The organism is Enterococcus sp. DIV0167 (genome assembly GCF_050541555.1).
In the GTDB taxonomy this organism is placed as follows: Bacteria; Bacillota; Bacilli; order Lactobacillales; family Enterococcaceae; genus Enterococcus; species Enterococcus faecalis.
This window is the reverse complement of record NZ_CP172933.1, coordinates 2,582,486-2,604,116: the sequence shown is the minus strand read 5'-3', so window position 1 is coordinate 2,604,116 and position 21,631 is coordinate 2,582,486. Positions and strand designations below refer to the sequence as shown.

General features: G+C 39.7%; 19 protein-coding genes. 17 read left to right on the top strand and 2 right to left on the bottom strand.

Annotated features, from left to right (window positions below):
- Nucleotides 1-59 precede the first annotated feature (59 nt).
- The 12 genes from IGM09_RS12480 to IGM09_RS12425 all read left to right on the top strand — a co-directional run bounded on the left by IGM09_RS12480 (nucleotide 60) and on the right by IGM09_RS12425 (nucleotide 15,104).
- Nucleotides 60-1,073 (top strand): alpha/beta hydrolase, encoded by a 1,014-nt coding sequence (locus IGM09_RS12480; RefSeq protein WP_033625200.1) that lies wholly within the window; start codon nucleotides 60-62, stop codon nucleotides 1,071-1,073.
- A 367-nt stretch (nucleotides 1,074-1,440) separates the two neighbouring features.
- A complete protein-coding gene (locus IGM09_RS12475; RefSeq protein WP_033625199.1) occupies nucleotides 1,441-6,300 on the top strand; it encodes a hypothetical protein in 4,860 nt (1,619 codons plus the stop codon).
- A gap of 19 nt (nucleotides 6,301-6,319) precedes the next feature.
- A complete protein-coding gene (locus IGM09_RS12470) occupies nucleotides 6,320-6,709 on the top strand; it encodes an LPXTG cell wall anchor domain-containing protein (protein WP_002354835.1) in 390 nt (129 codons plus the stop codon).
- A complete protein-coding gene (locus IGM09_RS12465) occupies nucleotides 6,666-7,400 on the top strand; it encodes a WxL domain-containing protein (protein WP_002354838.1) in 735 nt (244 codons plus the stop codon). The genes IGM09_RS12470 and IGM09_RS12465 overlap by 44 nt, the downstream gene beginning before the upstream one ends.
- A gap of 4 nt (nucleotides 7,401-7,404) precedes the next feature.
- Entirely contained in the window at nucleotides 7,405-8,205 is an 801-nt protein-coding gene (locus IGM09_RS12460) for a WxL domain-containing protein (RefSeq protein WP_002385162.1), read from the top strand.
- Entirely contained in the window at nucleotides 8,206-8,964 is a 759-nt protein-coding gene (locus IGM09_RS12455) for a WxL domain-containing protein (protein ID WP_002383195.1), read from the top strand.
- A 105-nt stretch (nucleotides 8,965-9,069) separates the two neighbouring features.
- The gene (locus IGM09_RS12450) at nucleotides 9,070-10,152 is read left to right on the top strand and encodes a DUF916 and DUF3324 domain-containing protein (protein WP_033625197.1); all 1,083 of its coding nucleotides are present in this window, start codon (nucleotides 9,070-9,072) and stop codon (nucleotides 10,150-10,152) included.
- 101 nt (nucleotides 10,153-10,253) lie between these two features.
- Nucleotides 10,254-10,739 carry a hypothetical protein gene (locus tag IGM09_RS12445; protein ID WP_002372750.1) on the top strand — a complete coding sequence of 162 codons (486 nt, stop codon included), beginning with the start codon at nucleotides 10,254-10,256 and terminating at the stop codon, nucleotides 10,737-10,739.
- Nucleotides 10,714-12,195 (top strand): helix-turn-helix domain-containing protein, encoded by a 1,482-nt coding sequence (locus IGM09_RS12440; RefSeq protein WP_002378832.1) that lies wholly within the window; start codon nucleotides 10,714-10,716, stop codon nucleotides 12,193-12,195. The genes IGM09_RS12445 and IGM09_RS12440 overlap by 26 nt, the downstream gene beginning before the upstream one ends.
- 236 nt (nucleotides 12,196-12,431) lie before the next feature.
- Complete coding sequence (locus IGM09_RS12435) at nucleotides 12,432-12,929, top strand: RNA polymerase sigma factor (protein ID WP_002360979.1); 498 nt, start codon at nucleotides 12,432-12,434, stop codon at nucleotides 12,927-12,929.
- Nucleotides 12,930-12,953: 24 nt separating this feature from the next.
- The gene (locus IGM09_RS12430; RefSeq protein WP_033625195.1) at nucleotides 12,954-13,838 is read left to right on the top strand and encodes an RsiV family protein; all 885 of its coding nucleotides are present in this window, start codon (nucleotides 12,954-12,956) and stop codon (nucleotides 13,836-13,838) included.
- A 129-nt stretch (nucleotides 13,839-13,967) separates the two neighbouring features.
- Nucleotides 13,968-15,104 (top strand): ArgE/DapE family deacylase, encoded by a 1,137-nt coding sequence (locus IGM09_RS12425; RefSeq protein ID WP_002367472.1) that lies wholly within the window; start codon nucleotides 13,968-13,970, stop codon nucleotides 15,102-15,104.
- 52 nt (nucleotides 15,105-15,156) lie between these two features.
- Here the strand turns inward: IGM09_RS12425 and IGM09_RS12420 are convergent, their stop codons facing one another.
- Entirely contained in the window at nucleotides 15,157-15,948 is a 792-nt protein-coding gene (locus tag IGM09_RS12420; protein WP_010713701.1) for a hypothetical protein, read from the bottom strand.
- A gap of 163 nt (nucleotides 15,949-16,111) precedes the next feature.
- On the opposite strand from IGM09_RS12420, the gene IGM09_RS12415 reads away from it, so the two are divergent.
- From IGM09_RS12415 to IGM09_RS12405, 3 genes are all read left to right on the top strand, one after another.
- Nucleotides 16,112-16,495, top strand: a complete 384-nt coding sequence (locus IGM09_RS12415) for a YccF domain-containing protein (RefSeq protein WP_002358999.1) — start codon at nucleotides 16,112-16,114, stop codon at nucleotides 16,493-16,495.
- Between the two features lie 88 nt (nucleotides 16,496-16,583).
- Nucleotides 16,584-17,009 (top strand): Rrf2 family transcriptional regulator, encoded by a 426-nt coding sequence (locus tag IGM09_RS12410; protein WP_002383201.1) that lies wholly within the window; start codon nucleotides 16,584-16,586, stop codon nucleotides 17,007-17,009.
- Between the two features lie 58 nt (nucleotides 17,010-17,067).
- Complete coding sequence (locus tag IGM09_RS12405; RefSeq protein ID WP_016618615.1) at nucleotides 17,068-17,697, top strand: NAD(P)-dependent oxidoreductase; 630 nt, start codon at nucleotides 17,068-17,070, stop codon at nucleotides 17,695-17,697.
- Nucleotides 17,698-17,775: 78 nt separating this feature from the next.
- Here IGM09_RS12405 and IGM09_RS12400 read toward each other — a convergent pair whose 3' ends face one another.
- Nucleotides 17,776-18,981 (bottom strand): hypothetical protein, encoded by a 1,206-nt coding sequence (locus IGM09_RS12400; protein ID WP_010776189.1) that lies wholly within the window; start codon nucleotides 18,979-18,981, stop codon nucleotides 17,776-17,778.
- Between the two features lie 191 nt (nucleotides 18,982-19,172).
- On the opposite strand from IGM09_RS12400, the gene IGM09_RS12395 reads away from it, so the two are divergent.
- Both IGM09_RS12395 and recA read left to right on the top strand, forming a co-directional pair.
- Nucleotides 19,173-20,417 (top strand): competence/damage-inducible protein A, encoded by a 1,245-nt coding sequence (locus tag IGM09_RS12395; protein ID WP_033625194.1) that lies wholly within the window; start codon nucleotides 19,173-19,175, stop codon nucleotides 20,415-20,417.
- A 113-nt stretch (nucleotides 20,418-20,530) separates the two neighbouring features.
- Nucleotides 20,531-21,577 (top strand): recombinase RecA, encoded by a 1,047-nt coding sequence (recA, locus tag IGM09_RS12390; protein ID WP_002354860.1) that lies wholly within the window; start codon nucleotides 20,531-20,533, stop codon nucleotides 21,575-21,577.
- Nucleotides 21,578-21,631 lie beyond the last annotated feature (54 nt).

Here is a 21,631-nt window from a genome sequence, read left to right as displayed (position 1 = left end):
AAACGCTTTGGCTAAAAAACATGCTATAATTTTGCTACAAATTAAAGCAGGTGAATAGAGTGAAAAGAAAAATCGTACGTTTTATCCTTTGGTTGTTAGGAATCCTTGTGGTTATTTGCTTAGGCGTGTTTCTCGCCTTTCAATTATCTCCTAAGCCAGGCGCTTGGGTCATCAACCAGTTATTCGCAGGTGAAGTTGAAATAAAAGATTCAGCTTCCTATGATAAAGCATTACCCAATGTCCAATTGCAAGAAAATCAAACATACCCTTCTTCAAGAAAAAAGAATACCTTTGATTTGTATTATCCCCAAACGTCAAAACAAGCGGTACCAGTCGTTTTATGGGTCCATGGTGGTGGCTATGTGGGAGGAGATAAGTCTGGGATGAAAGAGTTTGCGACACGTTTAGTGGCTGATTCCTCAGTTGCCTTTATTTCAATGAATTATGAATTAGCACCAGATGCACCTTATCCAAGCCAGCTCCAGCAGGTCAATGAACTTGTTCAATTTTTATTAGAAAAGAAACAAGCGTATCCCATGTTAGATTTATCTAAGCTTTTTATTGGCGGGGACAGTGCGGGTGCACAGATTGCTCTACAATATGCAACAGTTCAAACCAATGCCAACTATGCCAAAGAACTAGGGATGACTGCAGCGTTGCCAGCTAACCATTTAAAAGGCACACTCTCGTATTGTGGTCCGGTGGATTTGAAACAAATGGTCAACCAACAAAGTGATAATCGTTTTATGAAATTTTTCGTTAAAACAGTGGCTTGGTCCTTGCTCGGCACTAAAGACTGGCAGACGAGTGCAGAACTGCAAGAAGTGAGTTTAGTGGATAAAGTCACCAAAGAATTTCCCCCGACGTATCTAACAGATGGCAATAGCTTTTCATTCCAAGAACAAGGACTAGCCTTGGTTCAGCGGTTAAAAACTTTAAATGTTCCAGTTTCAGCTCTCTTTTTCAAAGATAAGAAAGCAACGATCACCCATGAATATCAGTTCGACTATCAAACAAAAGAAGCTAAACAATGTTACCAAGAAACACTCCAGTTTGTGAATACGTATAAATAAACAGAGGCCTTAGAAATATTTCTAAGGCCTCTGTTTATTTATTTTTGTCATTTTTTTAGCTGGGAAATATGTATAAATTAAACAAAAATGTTTATTTAATGATGTTTACATGAGAAAAAATCCGTGCTATACTACGAACTCGTTTGTTAATTTTAATGTTAAAAACAACGTTTTTGTTATTTTTGTGAACAAATTAACATTTTATCTTACAAAAAACAGCAAAAAATTCGTTTAGTTAACAAAAAGAAAATTAAAAAATAAATTTTTTTTTTGAAATTAAGAAAATATCTTTAAAAAAATCAGAAGAAAACTTCGTATACTATGAGCCATAGGTTGGTTGTGGAAAGTTTACTTCGAGGGAGGAGTGATGAAGTTAATGAAAAAGAAAATCGCTGTTTTATTGGCAACTTGTTTACTTGTACAACCATTTTTATCTGTTTCAGCGTGGGCGATTGAAGGGGAGCAACAAACAGAACGTACGCAGACACAGCCAAAAACAGCAGAAACCAGTACAAGTGAAGCAACAAAAGAAAGCAGCGCACATTCTATAGAACAGTCATCAATGACGGAATCTAGTGCTATCACAGAAAAAGTAACCACCTCTTCCACAGAAACAAAACCAAGCGAAGAGCAGAAGCAAATCACGTTGACCTTTGAAACAACGGATCAAGCTTTGTTTCTAAATGATGCCAAAAGTTATCAAGTGGTAAAAGAAAAAAATCAGCCACTTCGGACAGAAGAATTACCAAAATGGGCGAATAGTGAGGAAAATGCGACTTTCGTTGGCTGGTCTTATCAAGGCAAAACATATACAAATGAAGAACTTCTTCAATTAGAGTTTTCAGAAGATACACAACTTACGGCTGTCTTTAAACAGAAACTGACACGCATGGCCAGAGCTGTTTCAGTTGATCAGTCCATTGCGGACACAATTGACCCTGCGGATAAAACAAAAGTGATTGTTGTGCCAAGTCCTGCAGGAGATGGAGCAGCGTACAAAGAATATGCATCGACAGAGGCTGGCTTGAAAGAAGCCTTGTTTGATTTGTATCAACAGGGGAACAATGGCGATTTCACTCTTTATATAGGAAACAATATTACGACGAGTGCGGCGACCACCGCTAAAGTGATTCCTGACACCGTTACGGCAAGTAATATGACCTTTTACGCCTTGCAAGGCAAGGTCAATCATTTAGTGATTACTGGAAACAGCGCGGATCCGATTAGTATGGATCAAACGGCGCCAACGGGTTCTAAGACGTTAGGATTTAATCAAAATATCTATTTTGGCTCAAACATCACTTTGAGAAATCTAAACTATACAGGTACGAATATGTATTTAAATGGTTACAGTTTGAACTTGAATGGCGGCTCTAGTGGAAACGGTCTGACCGTATACGGTGGAACGGATACAGGAGATGTTTCAGGAAACCCAACTTTAACAGTAAATAGTACAGGTACAGGGACATGGAATTTCTATGGCGGAAACCAAAATGGTGGTAATTTAGCTGGAAATCCTACGATTGTTATTAACAATACACGGAGCGGACTAAATACATTAAGTGGGGGCGCCAATATTGGGACAGTGACTGGGAATACTTCATTGGTTGTCAATGATTCTGGTGGCAGAATTGCTTCAATTTATGGGGGCGGTTATGGGACCAACGCAACCAACACAGCGAATGTTACTGGTAACGTCTCAACAAAGGTTGCGATTACGAATGCTGCTACAGGTTTCCAATTAAGTACGTATTATGGCGGTGTTCAATACGGAAATATTGGTGGAAAAGTAACAAACGATATTTCTGGATATGGCCGTTGGTATACAGCGGGACAACGTTTTATTGGTGGCTCTTCCCGCGGCGATATAGGAACGAATCGTGTGACTGATGGAATTACTACAAATTTAAATACACAGTTGTATAGTGCGGGTCGTGCAGATTTTGAAGGAGGCAACCAATATTCTGGAACGATCATCGGAGATATTACGAATGTGGTTACAGCAGGAACGAATACCGCTGGTGGTATTAATGATTTTAACGGCGGTGCTGGTAACAATGTTTCGAAATTTAACAAGAGTCAAATTGGGGCCTCAAATGAAGCAACGTATGATGCTTATACACCACAGCAAAGAGCAGAATTAGCCAAATCGGCAGCAGCTTTTAAAGTTTTCGGAAATATTTCTTCTAAATTAGTCAGCGGTTCGTTTAATAATGGTGCAATTTACTCAACTGCAGCTGGCCGCGGCGGTTATATCGAAGGAAATACAACAATTGAAGTGGGAACAGCGAATGGTGATGGGTCTTTAGGTGGCGATGGTATGGCTTATTCAGGCGCAAAACCGACAAGCTTAGATTATTCAACGACCAATAAAAGTCGTGGTAATAATTCAGGTTGGGATATTGTTGGTGGCGGCGGCTATCCTGCTAGTAATGATACTTGGGATATCTATATAAAAGGAGATACTAAGACTGTTTTAAATAATACCATTGCTCGCTGGACATATGGTGGCTCTTTTTCAGGTGTCGTTGAAGGCAATACTTCTAACACATTGAATGGCGGGATTGCTGACACATTAGAAGGAACAGGCTATCAAGCAGCTCGAGTTTATGGAAACGGTCAAACAATCGTTAATAATGGTCAAGTCGATTGGTTTCTTTCAGGCGGTGGCTGGAATGATGCCAAAAATGTTGGGAATGTCGGTGTAACGGTTTATGAAGGAGTAATTAATGCTTCGATGGGCGCTTCTTATGGAGCAAGCGGTGGCCATACAATTACTGGTAATTCAGACAATCGCATCTACGGAGGAAATTTCTCAGGAACTCCTCGGACAGGCGCGAACGGTTTTTCAGGTGGGATTACCAATGCGGGCTCACTTCTTGGAAATGCCAAACTCTTAATTGATTTAAGAAATTACAACGGAGAGTTTAAGTTGCCTGGTAATACCTACATTACTGGTGGTCGGCCCTATGGTCAAAATACGACACTAGGAACGGATGAATCAAACACAATTACTTTAAATATTTTCACTAAAACAGGTGTGGAATCTTTAAATGGGGCCAGCATTTACGGTGATGGTGGAACCAATGCTGCGTATACCAAGAACGGCAAGATTACAATGAATATTCAAGCAGCGGGTTCTAGTATTGGAAATTTATATGCGACACAGTATTCCAATATCAGTGGCGGAAAAATCTTACGTGATGTTACCGCAAATGTTCAAGGTGCAGTTAGTATTAACGGTTTATCCGGTGGTTCATCAACAGATAATTTCACTAATGCAATTGTGAATGCTAGTTCAAATAAAGTGGCCTTTAACTTTGGGACTAACGTTGACGGCACCAATAACTATCAAACAGAACCACTAAATGCGACAGGCTTAGGCGTTGTCAACTTTACGGAATTGAATGTCACTAATGGCATTAAATTAATGGCTAATGGTGGGAACATCAAAAATGGCGTTTCTGCTACTGCCGCGAACCACAGTACGACTTACAATGAATTCGGATCAATTCATCTATCTAAAAACGCTGGAATTGGGATCACCAACACGGCCAATTTAATTTCAGCTAGCAAACTAACGGTTCAGGATCATGCAACATTAGAAACAATTCCTGGTACAGGTAAAGTAAACATTGCGGATTTTGAAGCTGTCGATCCAACAAAAGATGAACTTTTATGGATTAAACCAACGACAGATACAACTGCTTTGGTGGATAGCACAGGGACTTGGTTTGGAAATGTCAAAGCCTATCAGGTCTTGACGATTAATCCAACGGTCAATAATGCTATAAAACTTACGCCAACAACGTTTCATGGGATTGAAAAAGCGACTGGAAAAACATTTATTGGCGATAACGATGTGAGCAAGGGCGCCAATGGCTATGGAATAGCAATTCCTGGCTCCATCATCGATTACGAAGTGGAAACGCCTGGGATTGTGGCAGGTGCAGGTACTATTTCTCATGATGTAAAAGAGGTCAAAGCTGGCAATGCGCCGTTAACCTTACAAGCGTGGGGCACCGAAGTAGCTGGACAAAAAGTTCAAAAAGGACGTTTGATGATTCCGACCTCAAGTGCTTTAACACCAACCCTAAGCTTCCTTCCTGACGAAGTAACAGGTTCTTGGTTGCACCAAGGAACGGTTAAATCTAGTGAAGTTGGGAGCGCGATAGAGCAAATTCCAGAGCAAAAAGATACCACCCCGCTTTCATGGAAAGCGACGAATATGAACTACAGTTATCAGGTGAAAGTTCAATTTTCAAATAAAGTGGAACTTTCGGGGCAATCGGTGATTGTCACAGAAGATGAGGCAGCGCAACTAACGACTGTCGATAAAGTAATAGAAATGCTTGGCGCAAAAGGTCGGCCGTTTTTCAAAACCTCATTAAAAGAGACGGATTTACCACAAATTCAAGCGCCGTTAGCAGAAAAAACTGTATCGCGGACACATGATATTCAATTAGAAGCAGGGACGTCAGGGGATAATTTGCAAAACAAAACGGTTCATTTAGTTGTTGTGAAAAATGAAAGTGTCCTTGCCAAAGATCGTTCGTTTGCCTTGTATGCGACAAGTGCGCATTTGAAATTAAAAGAAGCAAATGGCTTAACGAATTCAGACGAGTTGGCACAATGGACACAAGCAACGGTGATTTTCGCAGATGGTCGGGCCAATCAAACACCAAGTCTTGATGCCGCAACCTTCCAAGCCATTCAGCAAGCGAAACCAGAAGAATTAGCCAAAACAGTGCCAGCCAATTATCAATTTACAGAAGCTGGTGAAACGTTAAATAAAAAAGTCAATGTGTCTATTTCAGGTGAATTAACGTTAGAAAAAGTACCTAAAACAATTGATTTTGGCAAACAAAAAATTTCTGCCAAGCCAGAAGTTTACTGGCCAACTCTTTCAGATGATTTAGTCGTTCAAGACACACGCGGGACAGAAAGCACGCCTTGGAAACTGAATGTTCAGGTAACGAATCCCTTAACGAACGGCACAGATCAATTGGAAGATTTGTCATTGGTTACAGACAAAGGAGAATTTTTACTCAATAAAGGAGATACGGTTGTTACAGAAAATGAAGGCTCCGGTTCAGGTAGTTATACAATTAACCAAGGTTGGGGTGCGGCAAACCAACGGGGACTTAAACTATCTGTGCCAGTCGAGAAACAAAAAGTTGGCGAATTCAAAGGGACATTGTCATGGTCATTAGTCATGGCACCATAACAAGGAGGAGAGAAGTGAGATGAAAAAATACCTTTTGCTTAGTTGTTTTTTAGGTCTTTTCAGCTTCTGTCATTCAGACACTGCGTTTGGGGAAGCAGCTTATGAAAATAGTGGTGTTGTCTCCTTTTATGGAACGTATGAATATCCCACAGAAGAGTCGACAACAGCGACTAGTAATTCTTCCACAACGACCGAACCCACCAAGCCAGCTGACGGAGGCGCTTCATCCGTCCTTTCTTCTGGCGTATATGGGTCGCGACAAGGAAGATTACCAGCGACAGGTACCACCAATCAAGCACCATTTATTTATTTGGGAATCAGCCTTATCACTATAGGCATATTATTTATTAAAAGGAGAAGAGAAGATGAAAAAAACAGTATTAGCAGTAGTAGGGATTGTAGGATTTAGCGGTGTCTTAGCGACACAACAAGCATTTGCGGAAGACATTAACGTGAACTATACAAGTAATGGCGCCATTACATTTGAACCAGATACAGATCCAACGAAGCCAGTTAACCCAACCAATCCAGATGAAAAAGTTGAACCAGAAGATCCAACTGACCCAACTGGACCAAAACCAGGAACTGCAGGCCCCTTATCAATTGACTATGCTTCAAGCTTTCAATTTGGCGCCCAAAAAATCACTTCCGATACGAAAGATTATTACGCACAAATTCAAACATTTAAAGATGGAACAACAGGTCCCAACTATGTTCAGGTAACGGATAAACGTGGGACACAAGAAGGCTGGACGTTAAGCGCTGTACAAAATGCGCAATTCAAAACAGCCCAAAATGAAGAATTAGTGGGGGCCGCTTTGTCGATTGCCAATGCAGGTGTGACATCGATTGTTGATGCCGCATACGCGCCAACACCAACAGCAGCACATACCTTTGTTCCTGGAACAGAAGTAGAATTAGTCAAAGCAGAAGATGGTAAAGGAATGGGGACTTGGGTCTATCGTTTTGGGAAAGATGCGACAGAAGGTGCTACTGCCGTGAAATTAAATGTCCCAGGTAAAGCGATTAAATTAGCAAAAGAATATCGTACGACCTTAACATGGACATTGAAATCTGTACCAACGAATGTTGGAGGCTAAGTAAATGAAAAAAACAGTCGTCTACTCCTTGTTATTCGGAACAATGTTGCTTGGCGCCACTGTTCCTGCTGAAGCGGCGACGGTCGTTTTTGATAGCGAACAGTCGATTGTTTTTACCCCAAGCACAGATGGGACGGATCCAGTAAATCCAGAAAATCCCGATCCAGAAAAACCAGTTCGACCAGTCGATCCAACGAATCCTGATGGACCTAATCCAGGCACACCTGGGCCACTTTCCATCGATTATGCCTCAAGTTTGGATTTTGGAAGTAATGAGATATCGAATAAGGATCAAACGTATTTTGCCAGAGCGCAAACCTATAAAAATCCAGATGGTTCAGCAAGTGAATTGGCAACTGCTAATTATGTACAAGTAAGTGATTTACGGGGAACCAATGCTGGCTGGGTTTTAAAAGTGAAACAAAATGGTCAATTTCGTAATGCAGAAACATTACACAAAGAATTAACAGGCGCCACCGTCGCCTTTACTGAGCCCAGTGTGCGCTCAAATGCGACGGACGTATTGCCGCCAACTGCTACCGCAAACATTCAATTAGATGCTGCGGGCGCAGAAACTGTTGTCATGCAAGCCCCAGAAAAGACCGGCGCTGGAACGTGGATCACGCTGTGGGGGCAAGCAGAAAAAGTGACCGAAAAAAATCAACAAGGACAGCAAGTAAATGCCACAATCACACGGGCAATCTCACTAACTGTTCCCGGGAAAACCCCTAAGGATGCAGTACAATATAAAACAACTTTGACTTGGCTACTTTCAGATGTACCAGTAAATAATGGAGGGAAATAAATGAAAAAGACAAAAGTAATGACATTGATGGCAACCACAACTTTAGGCGCATTGGCACTTGTACCAATGAGTGCATTAGCAGTCGACGGTGGTGAATACCAAACAAACGGAGCGATTCAATTTGCACCAAATACGAACCCAACGAATCCAGTTGATCCGACGAATCCAGATCCGGATAAACCAATTACGCCAGTTGATCCAACTGATCCGACAGGGCCTAAGCCAGGGACAGCAGGTCCGTTATCCATTGACTATGCATCTAGCTTATCTTTTGGGGAACAAACGATTACCTCAAAAAATATGACCTACTATGCAGAAACACAAAAATACAAAGATAACGCTGGTGCCGACCAAGAAGGCCCAAACTTTGTTCAAGTCTCAGATAATCGTGGGACTGAAACAGGTTGGACGTTAAAAGTAAAACAAAATGGTCAATTCAAAACTGAAGCCAACCAAGAACTAACAGCGGCCAAAGTAACTTTAAGCAACGGACGCGTGGTTTCAGCTTCACAATCTGCAAAACCAACGACAGCGCCAGCTACGATTGAATTAAACCCAACTGGGGCTGAATCAGTGGTCATGGCTGCTGGCGATAAAGAAGGTGCGGGTACGTACTTAATGAGCTGGGGCGATAGTGTAGATGCTGCTAAAACAAGTATTTCATTAGAAGTACCTGGTTCAACCACAAAATATGCGAAAAAATACACGACAACTTTTACTTGGACTTTGACAGATACACCTGCTAACACAGGAAACTAAGAACGACAGCATACACGCAAGATCGGGATATAAGTCAAAAATTTTTGGCTTATCTTTCGGTCTTTTGGTGCTTATAATACAACAAAGAATGACAGACATAGGAGAATGAATATGAACAGATGGAAAGTATATGCAACGGTAATCGCTTGTATGTTATTTGGCTGGATTGGCGTGGAGGCGCACGCTTCTGAATTTAATTTTGCGGTCACACCAACAATTCCCGAAAATCAAGTGGATAAATCAAAAACCTACTTTGACTTAAAAATGGCGCCTGGTGCCAAACAAACCGTAGAAATTCAGTTACGCAATGATACAGATGAAGACATTATCATTGAAAATACGGTGAACTCAGCGACAACAAATTTAAATGGCGTAGTAGAATATGGCCAAAACGGGATCAAACCTGACAAAACTTTACGCTTTAACTTAAAAGATTATGTGGAAACACCGAAAGAAATCATCTTGCCGAAGCATTCCCAAAAGACCTTACCTTTAACCATCACGATGCCTAAAGATTCTTTTGATGGCGTGATGGCTGGCGGCATAACACTCAAAGAGAAAAAGAAAGAAACCACGACTTCTGCGGATCAATCAAAAGGGTTAGCTATTAATAATGAATACTCCTATGTTGTGGCTATTATTCTTCAGCAAAATGAGACAAAGGTTCAACCAGATTTAAAATTACTGGGGGTTAAACCAGGCCAAGTCAACGCGCGAAACGTCATCAATGTTTCTTTACAAAACCCACAAGCGGCCTACTTAAACCAATTACATTTAATCAACACTGTTTCAAAAGGAGGCGAAACGCTTTACCAATCCGATACTGAGGATATGCAAGTGGCGCCAAACTCTAACTTTAGTTACCCAATTTCTTTAAAAGGGGAACGATTAACGCCAGGGAAATATGTCTTGAAATCAACGGCCTATGGTGTAAAAGATGAAAAGGGCACCTATCAAGTCAAAGGCGCCAATGGTGAAGAACGGTACCTGTACAAATGGGAATTTACAAAAGAATTTACTATTTCTGGGGACGTTGCTAAAGAATTAAATGAAAAAGACGTAACCATTAAAGGAACCAATTGGTGGTTGTATCTACTGATTGCATTCATCATTCTAGCGCTGCTCTTATTGATTTTCTTCTTGTATCGTAAAAAGAAAAAAGAGGAAGAACAACAATCTGAGCAATAAAAAGGGCTATCTATTGACAAAAAGGGTTTTCCTTGTAAAAGTAAAGGTACTTTTACAAGGAATTGCTTCCCATAAAGTAGAGGTAGAGAGAGTGAGAAGCCATGAGAAAAAAGTATCTTTTTTTATTTAGTTCTTTGCTAATTTTTACGGCTGTCGAAATAGAACCAATTCAAACATTGGCGACACCTATTTATAATCCCTTAGAACCAACGGAAGAAATTCAACCAAAACCAGAATCAATCACCCCTCAGGAAAAGTCAGAACCGGAACAACCTGCGCCAACCCCTCAGGAAGATCAAAAAACTACGGTTCCTTCTGAAGAAAAAAAGCCTTCACCCAAGAAAAAAGACAAACCTGTGGAGAAACCGGCAATGTCAAAAGAAAAAAAGAAACAAACAAAAGAAACAACGGCTCATCCCCTACAAGTGAATAAAGATTTTGTCTTTCCTAACGGACTTGGTGCAGGCGGCGATGAAGAATCTGAAAGCTATTTAGCAGCGGTTGGGTACTTTCTTTCAGGAAATGGATTGTATGGGAAAAAAATGGATGTGAGAGAAGTCTATGATATTGATGATGTTTTTAAATAAAGTGGATAAAAGAAAAATCGCCTTATTTCAGTTACTGGAAAATGCACCGATGTTAACAGAGTCAAAAGAAACCGTAATGCAGGAGTTAGAATTATCTGAATTTATCGTGAACAAAACGGTCGCTGAATTAAATGCTGATTTTATTGAATTTGGTTTATCAGAGGATTTTCAAATTGTGAGCGATGGTATTTTCTTAACGCTTAATGAATCAGGAACGGAAACTTCTGCTACTTTGATTGATTGCTATATTAAAGAGTCGTTACGTTTTGCTATGTTTCAAGATTTCTTTTTTCAGCGTTTTGATTCTGTAAATGAGTTTGCGTTAGAACACTTTGTTAGTCACACATTGGCTTATAAGGAGTTCAAGGAATTAAAGAAAATGCTGGAAAATTATCAAATTACAATTAATAAAGAATTTCACTTGGTGGGAAATGAAACCAATTTACGCGAAGTAACAACACTGGTTTTTTTACAATTATACCAACGTGATTTTTCATTGTACGGTAAAAAAGTTTTAGAGCAGATTCGGAACTTTGAGCTATTTTTTTCTGAGAAGGTTCATCTTAATCAGCGTGCGGGCTATGCACAAGCTAAATGTTTTCATTTTTTGGCGGTTTCTTTAGTACGAACGCAGCAACAGTTTTATGTAGAGAAAAAAGTAGATTCGCAAGTGTTAAAACAATTAGCCGGTGACAATCAGCAGAATGTTTTCAATTGGTTAGAGAGTCTTCAAATCCCAGAACCACAACGAACAAACGAAGGCAATTATTTACTCTTATTTTTAATTGCTGAAGAGTGGCTTCAAGTAGCTTCAGCAGCACTTTGCCAAAGATTTGCAGAAATTCAACAATTGAATCGTGACTTGTTAAGCTATTTAAAAATACAATTTCAGCTTTCCGAGGAAGTCCTGCAAGGTTTTGAACAAAAAGTAACAATCGTACATTTTAAATTGTTCCATTTTCCAATAGAAGCAAACTATAGTTATCGCAAAATGGATATAACCTACTTTGCAGAAACGTATACAGAGTATTTTTCTGCTAGTCGACAATTTATTCAAGAACAAAAAACGAATCCCGCTGTTTGGGATGCCAGACAGTTTTTATTTTATCGGTATCTGTTGTTAATGGTGGATGCGTTACCATTGAAAAAAGTTTTGGCTCCGATTACATTGTGTGTCGACTTTTCCTTTGGTGAAGCCTATAATCGTATGATACAAAAAAATATTGAAAAAATTACGGAATGGAATATCATTTTCAAAGCACATGTAGATGAAAGTGTACAATTAATTTTATCGGATATTCATTTTGTCGATTGGCCTGAGATTACTCAAATTATTTGGCTAGCGCCACCACGTCCTGTTGATTGGTCGCATTTTATTAAAACGCTGAGTGCACTAAGACCGCACTCGGGAGAAGAAAACAAGGTCGGGACAGCACCGCTTAGCTCCGAGAAATAAGAAGAAATTTCCAGAAATTGTTCTTTAATTTTTGGATAATTTCGGCTTATTTCCGAAGGAGCTGGTTCTGTTCCCGCCGTTTATCAGATTTTGAGCGTGGAGCAAAAATCCAAAGTGATTTTTGTACCGCGCTTTTTCTTTTAGAATATAAAAATTAAAAATAATAAAAAAGTTGAAACTTTTTATGCTTGTGATTCGTCTATATAAGTGTACAGGAAAGGAGGTTCCAGAAATCGATGGTTTTCGATGGTTGGAAAAGAAAAAAACAAATTCGCGCGTTAGAAACGCTTGTGGATACCAAATATGAAAAAATGTATCGCATTGCCTTTAACTATACACATTCGAAAGAAGATGCCTTGGATGTGATTCAAGAAAGCTTTGAAAAGGCACTGAAGGCCATCCAAAAAGGACCCGATATTAAGGATTTTGACGCGTGGTTCTTTCGAATTCTGCTTTCTGTAGCGACAGATTATTGGCGTAAAAAGAAACGAGAAGCTGTTCATATTGAAAAAGATGAACATGTGTTAGCCCTTTTAAATAATCCCCAACGCAGTTTTTTAGAAATTGAAGAAATTATTAATCAATTAGATAGTCCCAATCGTGAAATTATTCTATTAAAATTTTTTGAAGGATTTACGCTAAAAGAAATCGCCTTGATCCTGGATATTAACGAAAACACGATTAAAACGAAGATGTACCGCAGTTTGAATGAACTCCGAAGTCTATTGAATTAGTAAAAGAAAGGAAGCGAAAAAATAATGGAAGATTTTGTAAAAAGTGTTGTTAAAAACTTTTCAAAAGAATACCGCCAACAACCGTTGCCAACGGATCTACAAGCGGAAGTCAAAGCGCGTTTTCATAAAGAGAAAAAGCGGTACACCTGGCTTCGTTTTAGAAACCGCTCACTGCAAAGTAGTGTAGTGGTGGCTTGTGGCTTTGTCTTATCAGTCAATTTGTTTCCAGGTTTTAGTGAAGCAGCCCGCAACATTCCTGTGTTAGATAAAATTGTTCAATTAGTCACCATCAAAACGTTGACAGCGAAAAAACAGGAAAGTGAAGTAAACATCGATGTCCCTAAAATCCAAACATCCCAAGAATCTTCAGTAGCCGACACGCTCAACAAAAAATACTTGAAAGAAGCCCAAACAGAATTTCAACAAGTCAAAGGGCAATTGTTTGATGGTTCTCGTGTTTCAGTCACTGGAAATTATGAAAAAGTTGTGGACGACCGTCGCTTCCTAGTGGTCAAGCGAACCTTCACAGAAATTAAAGGCAGTTCTGCGACGACAACGAAATATGACACCATCGACAAACGAGCCAATGTTGTCGTTTCACTCCCCTTAATTTTTAAAAATGATTTTTACATTGATGTCATTAGTAGTGAAATTAAACAACAAATAGCAGACCAAATGAAGAACGATAGCAATAAAATATACTGGTCCGAAAAAGAGGATGCCCCCAGTGATGTTCAACCCTTCAAAAAAATTAAAAAGGACCAACCTTTCTATATCAATGAAAAACACCAATTAGTGATTGTGTTTCCTCAAGGAGAGATTGCGCCTTACTATATGGGCACCCCTGAATTTGTGATTCCTAATCAAGTCATTGAGAATGAATTGGCAGCGCCTAATTATTTAAAATAAACTCAGCAAAAAACACGCGACATTTCTTAAAACTGTCGCGTGTTTTTTGCTGACCTAACCAAGTCAGTTGCGGTTTTACTGAGAGAAGCGTACACTAGAATTAAGCATAACAAGAAAGGGCGAATGGCAATGGAAAAATCAGAAAAAATTAGTATTTTACAAGATGTGGTTAAAATTAAATCTGTAAATGGAAACGAAGAAGAAGTGGCAATCTATTTACAAAATCTTTTGAAAAAATATGAGATCCCTTCTGAACTTGTTTCTTATGCACCAAATCGTAGTAGTTTGGTTGCTTATTTAGGTGAAAACCGAGAAAAAGTCTTAGGGTTTAGTGGCCACATGGACGTGGTTTCTGAAGGGGACGAAAGTCAATGGACTTTCCCGCCATTTGCGGCCCATATTGAAGGAAATAAATTGTATGGCCGTGGCGCAACGGACATGAAAAGCGGCTTAGTCGCAATGGTTTTAGCAATGATTGAATTAAAAGAAAAGGAAGTTCCATTAAATGGAGCGGTTAAATTTTTAGGTACAGTTGGTGAAGAAGTCGGTGAGCTAGGTGCTGGCCAATTAACTGAAAAAGGCTATGCGGATGATTTAAGTGCCTTAGTCATTGGAGAACCAACCAATTATAACTTGATGTATGCGCACATGGGTTCAATTAACTATTCTGTTGTGTCACACGGAAAAGAAGCCCACAGTTCGATGCCAGAAGAAGGCATTAACGCGATTAATAATTTGAACGAATTTATTACAGAAGCAAACCAACAAATGGCGGAAGTCACAGCAAACTATGAAAATCCTGAATTGGGTCGAACGATTCACAATGTAACCGTCATTAAAGGTGGCACACAAGTGAACAGTATTCCAGGTCAAGCAGCCTTGCAAGGGAATATCCGTTCAATTCCAGAATTCAGCAACGACCAAGTCATTGCATTATTACAAAAAATTGTCGATGAATTGAACAAAAAAGAAAAACATCAGTTAGAATTAACGATTGATTACAATAAAATTCCTGTAAAAGCTGAGAAAGATTCTGCGTTAATTCAAGCCATTCAAGCCCAATTTGATCAACCATTACCATTAGTGACAAGCGCTGGGACCACAGACTTAGCTGAATTTACTAAATCAGACAATACATTTGATTGCGTTGTCTTTGGACCAGGTGTGACCACTACTGCACACCAAGTCGACGAATATGTCGAAATTGATAATTATTTAGATATGATTGATAAGTATCAAGCGATAGCAAAAAGTTATTTAAATTAAAAAAGTGTCGCGCCTGAATCATAAAAATCAGGTGCGACATTTTTTATAAGGTTTATTCCACCACAGTCCATTCATTTAAGGTTTTGCCGTTCTCATCAACTAGCTCTAACCAGCTGTTTGTTCCAGCAAAATAGAGAAACAAGCCGACTTCATTAACGCTTTTTAAGATGATATCTTCCGTTGTGACAAAGTCTTTAAATTGGCCCTTGCGTTCATCACGAAGTTTTTCACCAAATCTAGCGGAGAAACCGACAGACCCGTCTTTATTTAAAGGGGCTTCTGGCATCATTGTCGCGCCAGCTTTAATAAGCATTTCATTGCGCTTTTGCCAAAAAACAGTTGCTTTGCTTTGTCGAGTATCAATATAAAAAGGAATTTGGCTAACTTCTTTTGTCCATTTGTGGCGTGCTTTGGCTGGTCTGGCTTTTTTCGGCGCCGGTTTTTTAAACAGAGAATAGCCAAAACGTTCCAAGATAAAGGTGACTGTTTCTTTATAGTTAGTCACTGTCGCTACCGCACTTTTCGGAATTTTGACTGTCGTTGGGGTTGCTTCCAATGTTAAACCACTTTCTTTCGCATCATCTAGGAAAGCTTGCGCTAAATAGGCAAGTTCTGTGTCCCAAGTCGGTTTCAATAAAATCGAGTGATCAAAAGAAACTTCTTTATATGTAGCTTTTTCTTCAGCAAGTCCTAAAGCAACTAGTTGGTTATCTCTTAGCAAGAAAAGAATCGCTGCCTCTTTTTTCGGTAATTTAGTTGTTTGTTCAATGATTAAGTGGGCCTGATCGGCTAAATCAATGAGTGTCTTTGTTTTTTTTAGATCAACGGTTAAATGTAAGTCCATGAAGTCTGCTCCTTTATCGTTAGTTTCTTCATTGTATCATGAAATAGCGTCTTCGTCTTTTAACGAGTCAGCGACCTTACAATATTGTTTGAAACAAAAAGAAGCTTTCATGGTATACTTACTCACATACATAATTTTTAATGAGGAAAGTAGAGGAACAAGAATGAAAACACTTGGCAATATTTTATGGTTCATCTTTGGCGGCTTTTTTGGTGGCTTATCTTGGCTATTCGCAGGCGTGATTTGGTGTATTACAATCATTGGTATTCCGATTGGTTTACAATGTTTTAAATTAGCGGGGTTGAGCTTTTGGCCGTTTAAAAAGCGAGTCGTGTATAGTGATAGCGGCGTATCTTTGGTGGTAAACATTATTTGGCTGATTATCAGTGGACTACCATTAGCAATTGGGCATTGTATTAGTGGCTTGTTGCTTTGTCTGACAATCATCGGTATTCCGTTTGGGCAACAATCCTTTAAATTGGCGAAATTAGCGTTAATGCCGTTTGGGGCCCGTGTTGTTTCAACAAATGATTTTTATTTTGAATAGTCAGAGGTTTCTCATTGACAAATAAAACGAAACAGCGTATTCTGTAAATGTAACAAATAACGTTACATTTAGTTTGGAGTGATTAGACATGGCCATGTCAACGAAATTAAGTGTTGCGATTCATATTTTAAGTTTGATTGAAACAGGTCCTCAAGAACAAGTGACTTCTGAATACATTGCTTCGAGCGTGAATACGAATCCAGTCGTTGTTCGACGACTAATGAGCCAGTTAAAAAAAGCCGGCTTGATTCATTCCATGCGTGGAGCCAATAAAAATACCTTATTAAAGAAACCAGAAGAGATCTCACTGTATGAAATTTATACAGCGGTTGAATTGGAACGAGAGATTTTCAATATTCATCAGAATCCTAATCCAAACTGTTCCGTTGGGGCAAATATCCAATCGGTACTAGAAACTGAATTTACTAAAGTGCAACAAAAAATGGAAGAAGAATTGAAAAGCATCACCTTAGCAGATGTGATTCATGAAATAGAAGTTAAGAGAGATAAGTAATCTCTCTACTTTTAAAGTGTCAAATGTAACTATTTTAGTTCTATTTAAAAATGAAAGGATGATTTACATGAAAGTAGCAGTATTAGGAGCAACAGGAAAAGAAGGACAATTACTTTTAGCAGAAGCTAAACGTCGCGGGATGGACGTGACAGCCATCGTTCGTAATTCCTCAAAAATAACAGATGGCACACCGACCATTGAAAAAGATGTTTATCAATTAACAACAGAAGATATTCAAGCGTTTGATGTATTAATTAGTGCCTTAGGATTCCCTAATGTGCAAGATTTCCCCAAATCTACCCAGCATTTGATTGAGATTTTAACCAATCAAAAAACGCGCTTGTTTGTCGTTGGGGGCGCTGGAACCTTGTATGTGGACCCAGAACACACAACTCAATTAAAAGATACACCATCATTCCCAGCAGAAATTCAGCCATTAGCTTCGGCGATGGGCGAAGCTTTAAACTTATTGAAAGAAGCTCAAAACATCCACTGGACCTATATTAGTCCTGCAGCCATGTTTGATGCTGATGGTCCTGCGACAGGCCATTATGAAATCGCTGGCGAAGAATTAACAACCAATAGTCAAGGTGACAGCTACATTAGTTACGCAGACTACGCCGTTGCCATGTTAGATGAAGTGGAAAGTAATGCACACCCAAATCAACGAATTAGTGTGTATCAATAAAAGAAACAAGAAAAATGGGGCCTCCGTTAAAACAACGGAGGCCCCATTTTCTTGTTTGATTAATTATTGCTAATGTATTTACTGTTTGGGTGCTCGGTATCCTGCTGCTTCTGCTTCTTCAACAGTAGAGAACCAAGCCACTGGATTAGTGGTTCTATTATAATATCTACTTCCAGGCACATGATAAATTCCATTACGTGACCCTTTAATTAAGGCGTTACCGCTTGGTGCTTCCGCAGCAGCCGTCTCGACTTCCGCTGGTGCCTGTGCGGCTTGTTGCGCCTCTGCTTCAGCTTGCGCTTTTGCTGCCGCTTCGGCTTGTTCTTTTTGCGCTTTTTCAGCAGCTAGTTTTTGAGCTTCTGCTTCTTTTCGTTGTTTTTCTTTGTGGGCATCTAATTGAGTTTTAACAACGGCTACCCGTTTTGTTAAAGCTTGATTTGGGGAGTTTAAAGCATCAATTTGTTTGATCGCTTCATTATAGTAAGCTTCATTGGTTGGTTCTTGTTCAGCTTTTTCAACAGCGGCTGTCGCACTGGCGACTAATTGTTCATTTTTTTCTTTTTCAGCGATAGCGGTTTGAACAGTCGTTAATCGTTGTTGAAATCCTTCTTTGCCAACTGGGGCAGCAGCTACTAATTTTTCAGCTGCTTGATAATCGCTTTTACTTTTGGACTTTTCAGCAGTTGTAACTGCTTTATCAACAGGTACTGCTTCTTTGATTTTTTCAAGGCGATCATTGTATTCCTCGTATTCTTGACTTAATGAAGATACTAAGGTTGCGGCTTCATCATAGTTTTTCTGAGAAGGTTGTTTTTCAGCGTAAGCTAAGGCTTTTTCTGTTTTGGCCAATTCTTGCTCAGAATCTGTGATGCTCGCAATAAATTCTTTTGACGGTGTGACTTCGACTGATTTTTCAACTTTGGTATCTTTCTTCTCAGCAACAAAAGTGATTTTTTGCGTTTTTTCATCGGACAGTTTTACTTTGTAAGCAAACGTTTTGTCTTTCGTTTTTACTTCCTTGCCATTGGCCGTTAGTTTGCTGCTGCCATCGTATTCGCCTTTGATGGTGGCTGAGCCATTGGCATCGGTTTCAACACTCTCTGCATCAAGTGAAAGCGTTGGGGAAGAATCTGTCGTGGCAACCCCACCAATAAATAGAGCGGCACTTGCTAATGCGGCATAGCCATATTGTTTTTTCGGTTGTTTCTTAATTAATGCTTTGATAGTCAGTCCCCCGCTGACAAGTAACCCTAATAGACCCAAAAGTCCTACTACTACACTCATTCATTTCTCTCCTTTCGATATAACGTTATTATACAACGGATTGTGAGAAAATGAACATTTTTTTCGTAATAATTAATAAATTTCCTGATAAAAAAATTATTTCCTGAAGCTCAAATTCTTTTGTAAAAATTTTGTTGTGCTAAAATGGAAAGTGAGTTTAACTACGTATGTTATTAGAGAAGGGGAAATCAATGAAAGCAGAAATCATTGCAGTCGGAACAGAGTTATTACTGGGACAAGTAGTGAATACCAACGCCACCTTTTTATCAGAAGAGTTAGCTGCGCTAGGCATCGATGTTTACTATCAGACCGTTGTTGGCGATAACGGCGGCCGCTTAGAAACGCTACTAACAGAAGCAGAAAAAAGAAGTGATTTAATTGTCCTTTGTGGAGGGCTAGGACCTACAGAAGACGATTTAACCAAGCAAGTTGTTGCACAACATCTCCATAAATCATTAGTAGAAGATCAAGAAGGATTGAACCGCTTGCACCAGTTTTTCCAACAGTCTAAGCGGCCAATGACGGAAAATAATTTACGACAAGTGTTAGCCATTGAAGGTGGACAAGTTCTTCAAAACCCGACAGGATTAGCGGTTGGTTCTTTCGTAACAGAAGGCACAACAAGCTATTTGCTCTTACCAGGGCCGCCCAATGAATTAATTCCGATGTTCCAACAAGCGGCACGACCTTTATTGATTGATGCGTTTCCACAAGAAGAACAATTGATTTCAAGAGTCTTGCGTTTTTATGGCATTGGTGAATCACAGCTGGTGACCGAGATTCAATCGTTGATTGCGCACCAAACGAATCCAACCATTGCGCCTTATGCTAAGCCTAATGAAGTGACACTTCGTTTAACAGTTAAAACAAAAGACTTAGTAGCTGGCGAAGAATTATTAACAGCGACGGAAGAAAAGATTTTAGCTAAAGTGGGAGACTATTTTTATGGGTATGGGGATGACAATAGTTTAGCCAAGGTAACAGTGGATTTGTTATTACAAAACAGACAAACCGTCACGGCTGCTGAGAGCCTCACCGCTGGCCTATTCCAAAGTACATTGGGGGAAATTGCGGGCGTTTCGAAGATTTTTAAGGGAGGCTTCGTGACGTATTCGCAAGAAACAAAAGAGAACTTTTTAGGAATTTCTCATGAACTTTTAGAAGAGCATGGCACGGTAAGTGAAGCGTGTGCCAAAGAAATGGCAGAGAAAGCGCGTCAGTTAGCTAAATCTAACTATGGCTTATCATTTACTGGGGTCGCTGGTGACCCACTCGAAGGTCAACCGACAGGCACTGTTTGGATTGGGCTGGCGGAAGAAGGCCAACCAACCGTTGCAGAATGTTTCCATTTTAACCGTGACCGAAATTATATTAGACAGAGTGCGGTTATGCGAGGGTTAGATCTTTTGCGGCGCCGAATCATTAATAAAAAATAAATATGCGAATGTTTGTTCGGTTTTTTCTTGCTTTTTTGGTACAAAAGAGATATGATAGACCTACTAACAGGAAATGAAAAATAAGTTTATATAAATTAAAGGAGGATTATCCATTGGCAGATGATCGTAAAGTGGCTTTAGATGCCGCACTGAAAAAAATTGAAAAGAACTTTGGGAAAGGCTCTATTATGAAATTAGGCGAAAAAGCTGATCAAAAAATTTCAACTATCCCTAGTGGTTCTTTAGCGTTAGATGTTGCATTGGGCGTAGGTGGGTATCCACGTGGCCGAATTATTGAAGTATATGGTCCTGAGAGTTCAGGTAAAACAACTGTTTCTTTACACGCAATTGCAGAAGTGCAACGAAATGGTGGAACAGCCGCTTTTATCGATGCTGAGCATGCATTGGATCCTCAATATGCGGAGAAACTAGGCGTTAACATTGATGAATTACTTTTATCTCAACCAGATACGGGTGAGCAAGGCTTAGAGATTGCCGATGCCTTAGTTTCAAGTGGTGCGATTGACATCGTTGTCATCGACTCGGTTGCTGCGTTAGTTCCTCGTGCAGAGATTGATGGTGAGATGGGAGCGAGCCATGTCGGCTTACAAGCTCGACTAATGTCTCAAGCACTACGTAAATTATCAGGCTCAATTAATAAGACAAAAACAATTGCTATTTTCATTAACCAAATTCGTGAAAAAGTTGGCGTGATGTTCGGAAATCCTGAAACAACTCCTGGTGGACGTGCATTGAAATTCTACGCAACGGTTCGTCTAGAAGTCCGTCGTGCAGAGCAGTTAAAACAAGGAACAGACATCGTCGGTAACCGCACAAAAATTAAAGTCGTTAAAAACAAAGTGGCGCCACCATTTAAAGTGGCAGAAGTTGATATCATGTATGGCCAAGGGATTTCCCAAGAAGGCGAATTACTAGATATGGCTGTGGAAAAAGACCTTATCAGTAAAAGTGGTGCTTGGTATGGCTACAAAGAAGAACGAATTGGCCAAGGCCGTGAAAATGCCAAACAATACATGGCGGATCATCCTGAAATGATGGCAGAAGTGTCTAAATTGGTCCGTGATGCATATGGCATCGGTGACGGTTCAACCATTACAGAAGAAGCAGAAGGTCAAGAAGAACTACCCTTAGATGAATAAATAACGAGTGAATACGACTCGTTAAGAAGAAGGACAACACTTACTGAACAGGAC

What these genes read in the sequence shown, in the direction of transcription:
- IGM09_RS12465 (WP_002354838.1), top strand. Translation starts at nt 6,666, where the DNA reads ATGAAAAAAACAGTATTAGCAGTAGTAGGGATTGTAGGATTTAGCGGT.
- IGM09_RS12450 (WP_033625197.1), top strand. Translation starts at nt 9,070, where the DNA reads ATGAATATGAACAGATGGAAAGTATATGCAACGGTAATCGCTTGTATG.
- IGM09_RS12445 (WP_002372750.1), top strand. Translation starts at nt 10,254, where the DNA reads ATGAGAAAAAAGTATCTTTTTTTATTTAGTTCTTTGCTAATTTTTACG.
- IGM09_RS12475 (WP_033625199.1), top strand. Translation starts at nt 1,441, where the DNA reads ATGAAGTTAATGAAAAAGAAAATCGCTGTTTTATTGGCAACTTGTTTA.
- IGM09_RS12460 (WP_002385162.1), top strand. Translation starts at nt 7,405, where the DNA reads ATGAAAAAAACAGTCGTCTACTCCTTGTTATTCGGAACAATGTTGCTT.
- IGM09_RS12435 (WP_002360979.1), top strand. Translation starts at nt 12,432, where the DNA reads ATGGTTTTCGATGGTTGGAAAAGAAAAAAACAAATTCGCGCGTTAGAA.
- IGM09_RS12425 (WP_002367472.1), top strand. Translation starts at nt 13,968, where the DNA reads ATGGAAAAATCAGAAAAAATTAGTATTTTACAAGATGTGGTTAAAATT.
- IGM09_RS12410 (WP_002383201.1), top strand. Translation starts at nt 16,584, where the DNA reads ATGGCCATGTCAACGAAATTAAGTGTTGCGATTCATATTTTAAGTTTG.
- IGM09_RS12400 (WP_010776189.1), bottom strand. Translation starts at nt 18,981, where the DNA reads ATGAGTGTAGTAGTAGGACTTTTGGGTCTATTAGGGTTACTTGTCAGC.
- IGM09_RS12455 (WP_002383195.1), top strand. Translation starts at nt 8,206, where the DNA reads ATGAAAAAGACAAAAGTAATGACATTGATGGCAACCACAACTTTAGGC.
- IGM09_RS12405 (WP_016618615.1), top strand. Translation starts at nt 17,068, where the DNA reads ATGATTTACATGAAAGTAGCAGTATTAGGAGCAACAGGAAAAGAAGGA.
- IGM09_RS12440 (WP_002378832.1), top strand. Translation starts at nt 10,714, where the DNA reads ATGATATTGATGATGTTTTTAAATAAAGTGGATAAAAGAAAAATCGCC.
- IGM09_RS12430 (WP_033625195.1), top strand. Translation starts at nt 12,954, where the DNA reads ATGGAAGATTTTGTAAAAAGTGTTGTTAAAAACTTTTCAAAAGAATAC.
- IGM09_RS12415 (WP_002358999.1), top strand. Translation starts at nt 16,112, where the DNA reads ATGAAAACACTTGGCAATATTTTATGGTTCATCTTTGGCGGCTTTTTT.
- IGM09_RS12470 (WP_002354835.1), top strand. Translation starts at nt 6,320, where the DNA reads ATGAAAAAATACCTTTTGCTTAGTTGTTTTTTAGGTCTTTTCAGCTTC.
- IGM09_RS12420 (WP_010713701.1), bottom strand. Translation starts at nt 15,948, where the DNA reads ATGGACTTACATTTAACCGTTGATCTAAAAAAAACAAAGACACTCATT.
- IGM09_RS12395 (WP_033625194.1), top strand. Translation starts at nt 19,173, where the DNA reads ATGAAAGCAGAAATCATTGCAGTCGGAACAGAGTTATTACTGGGACAA.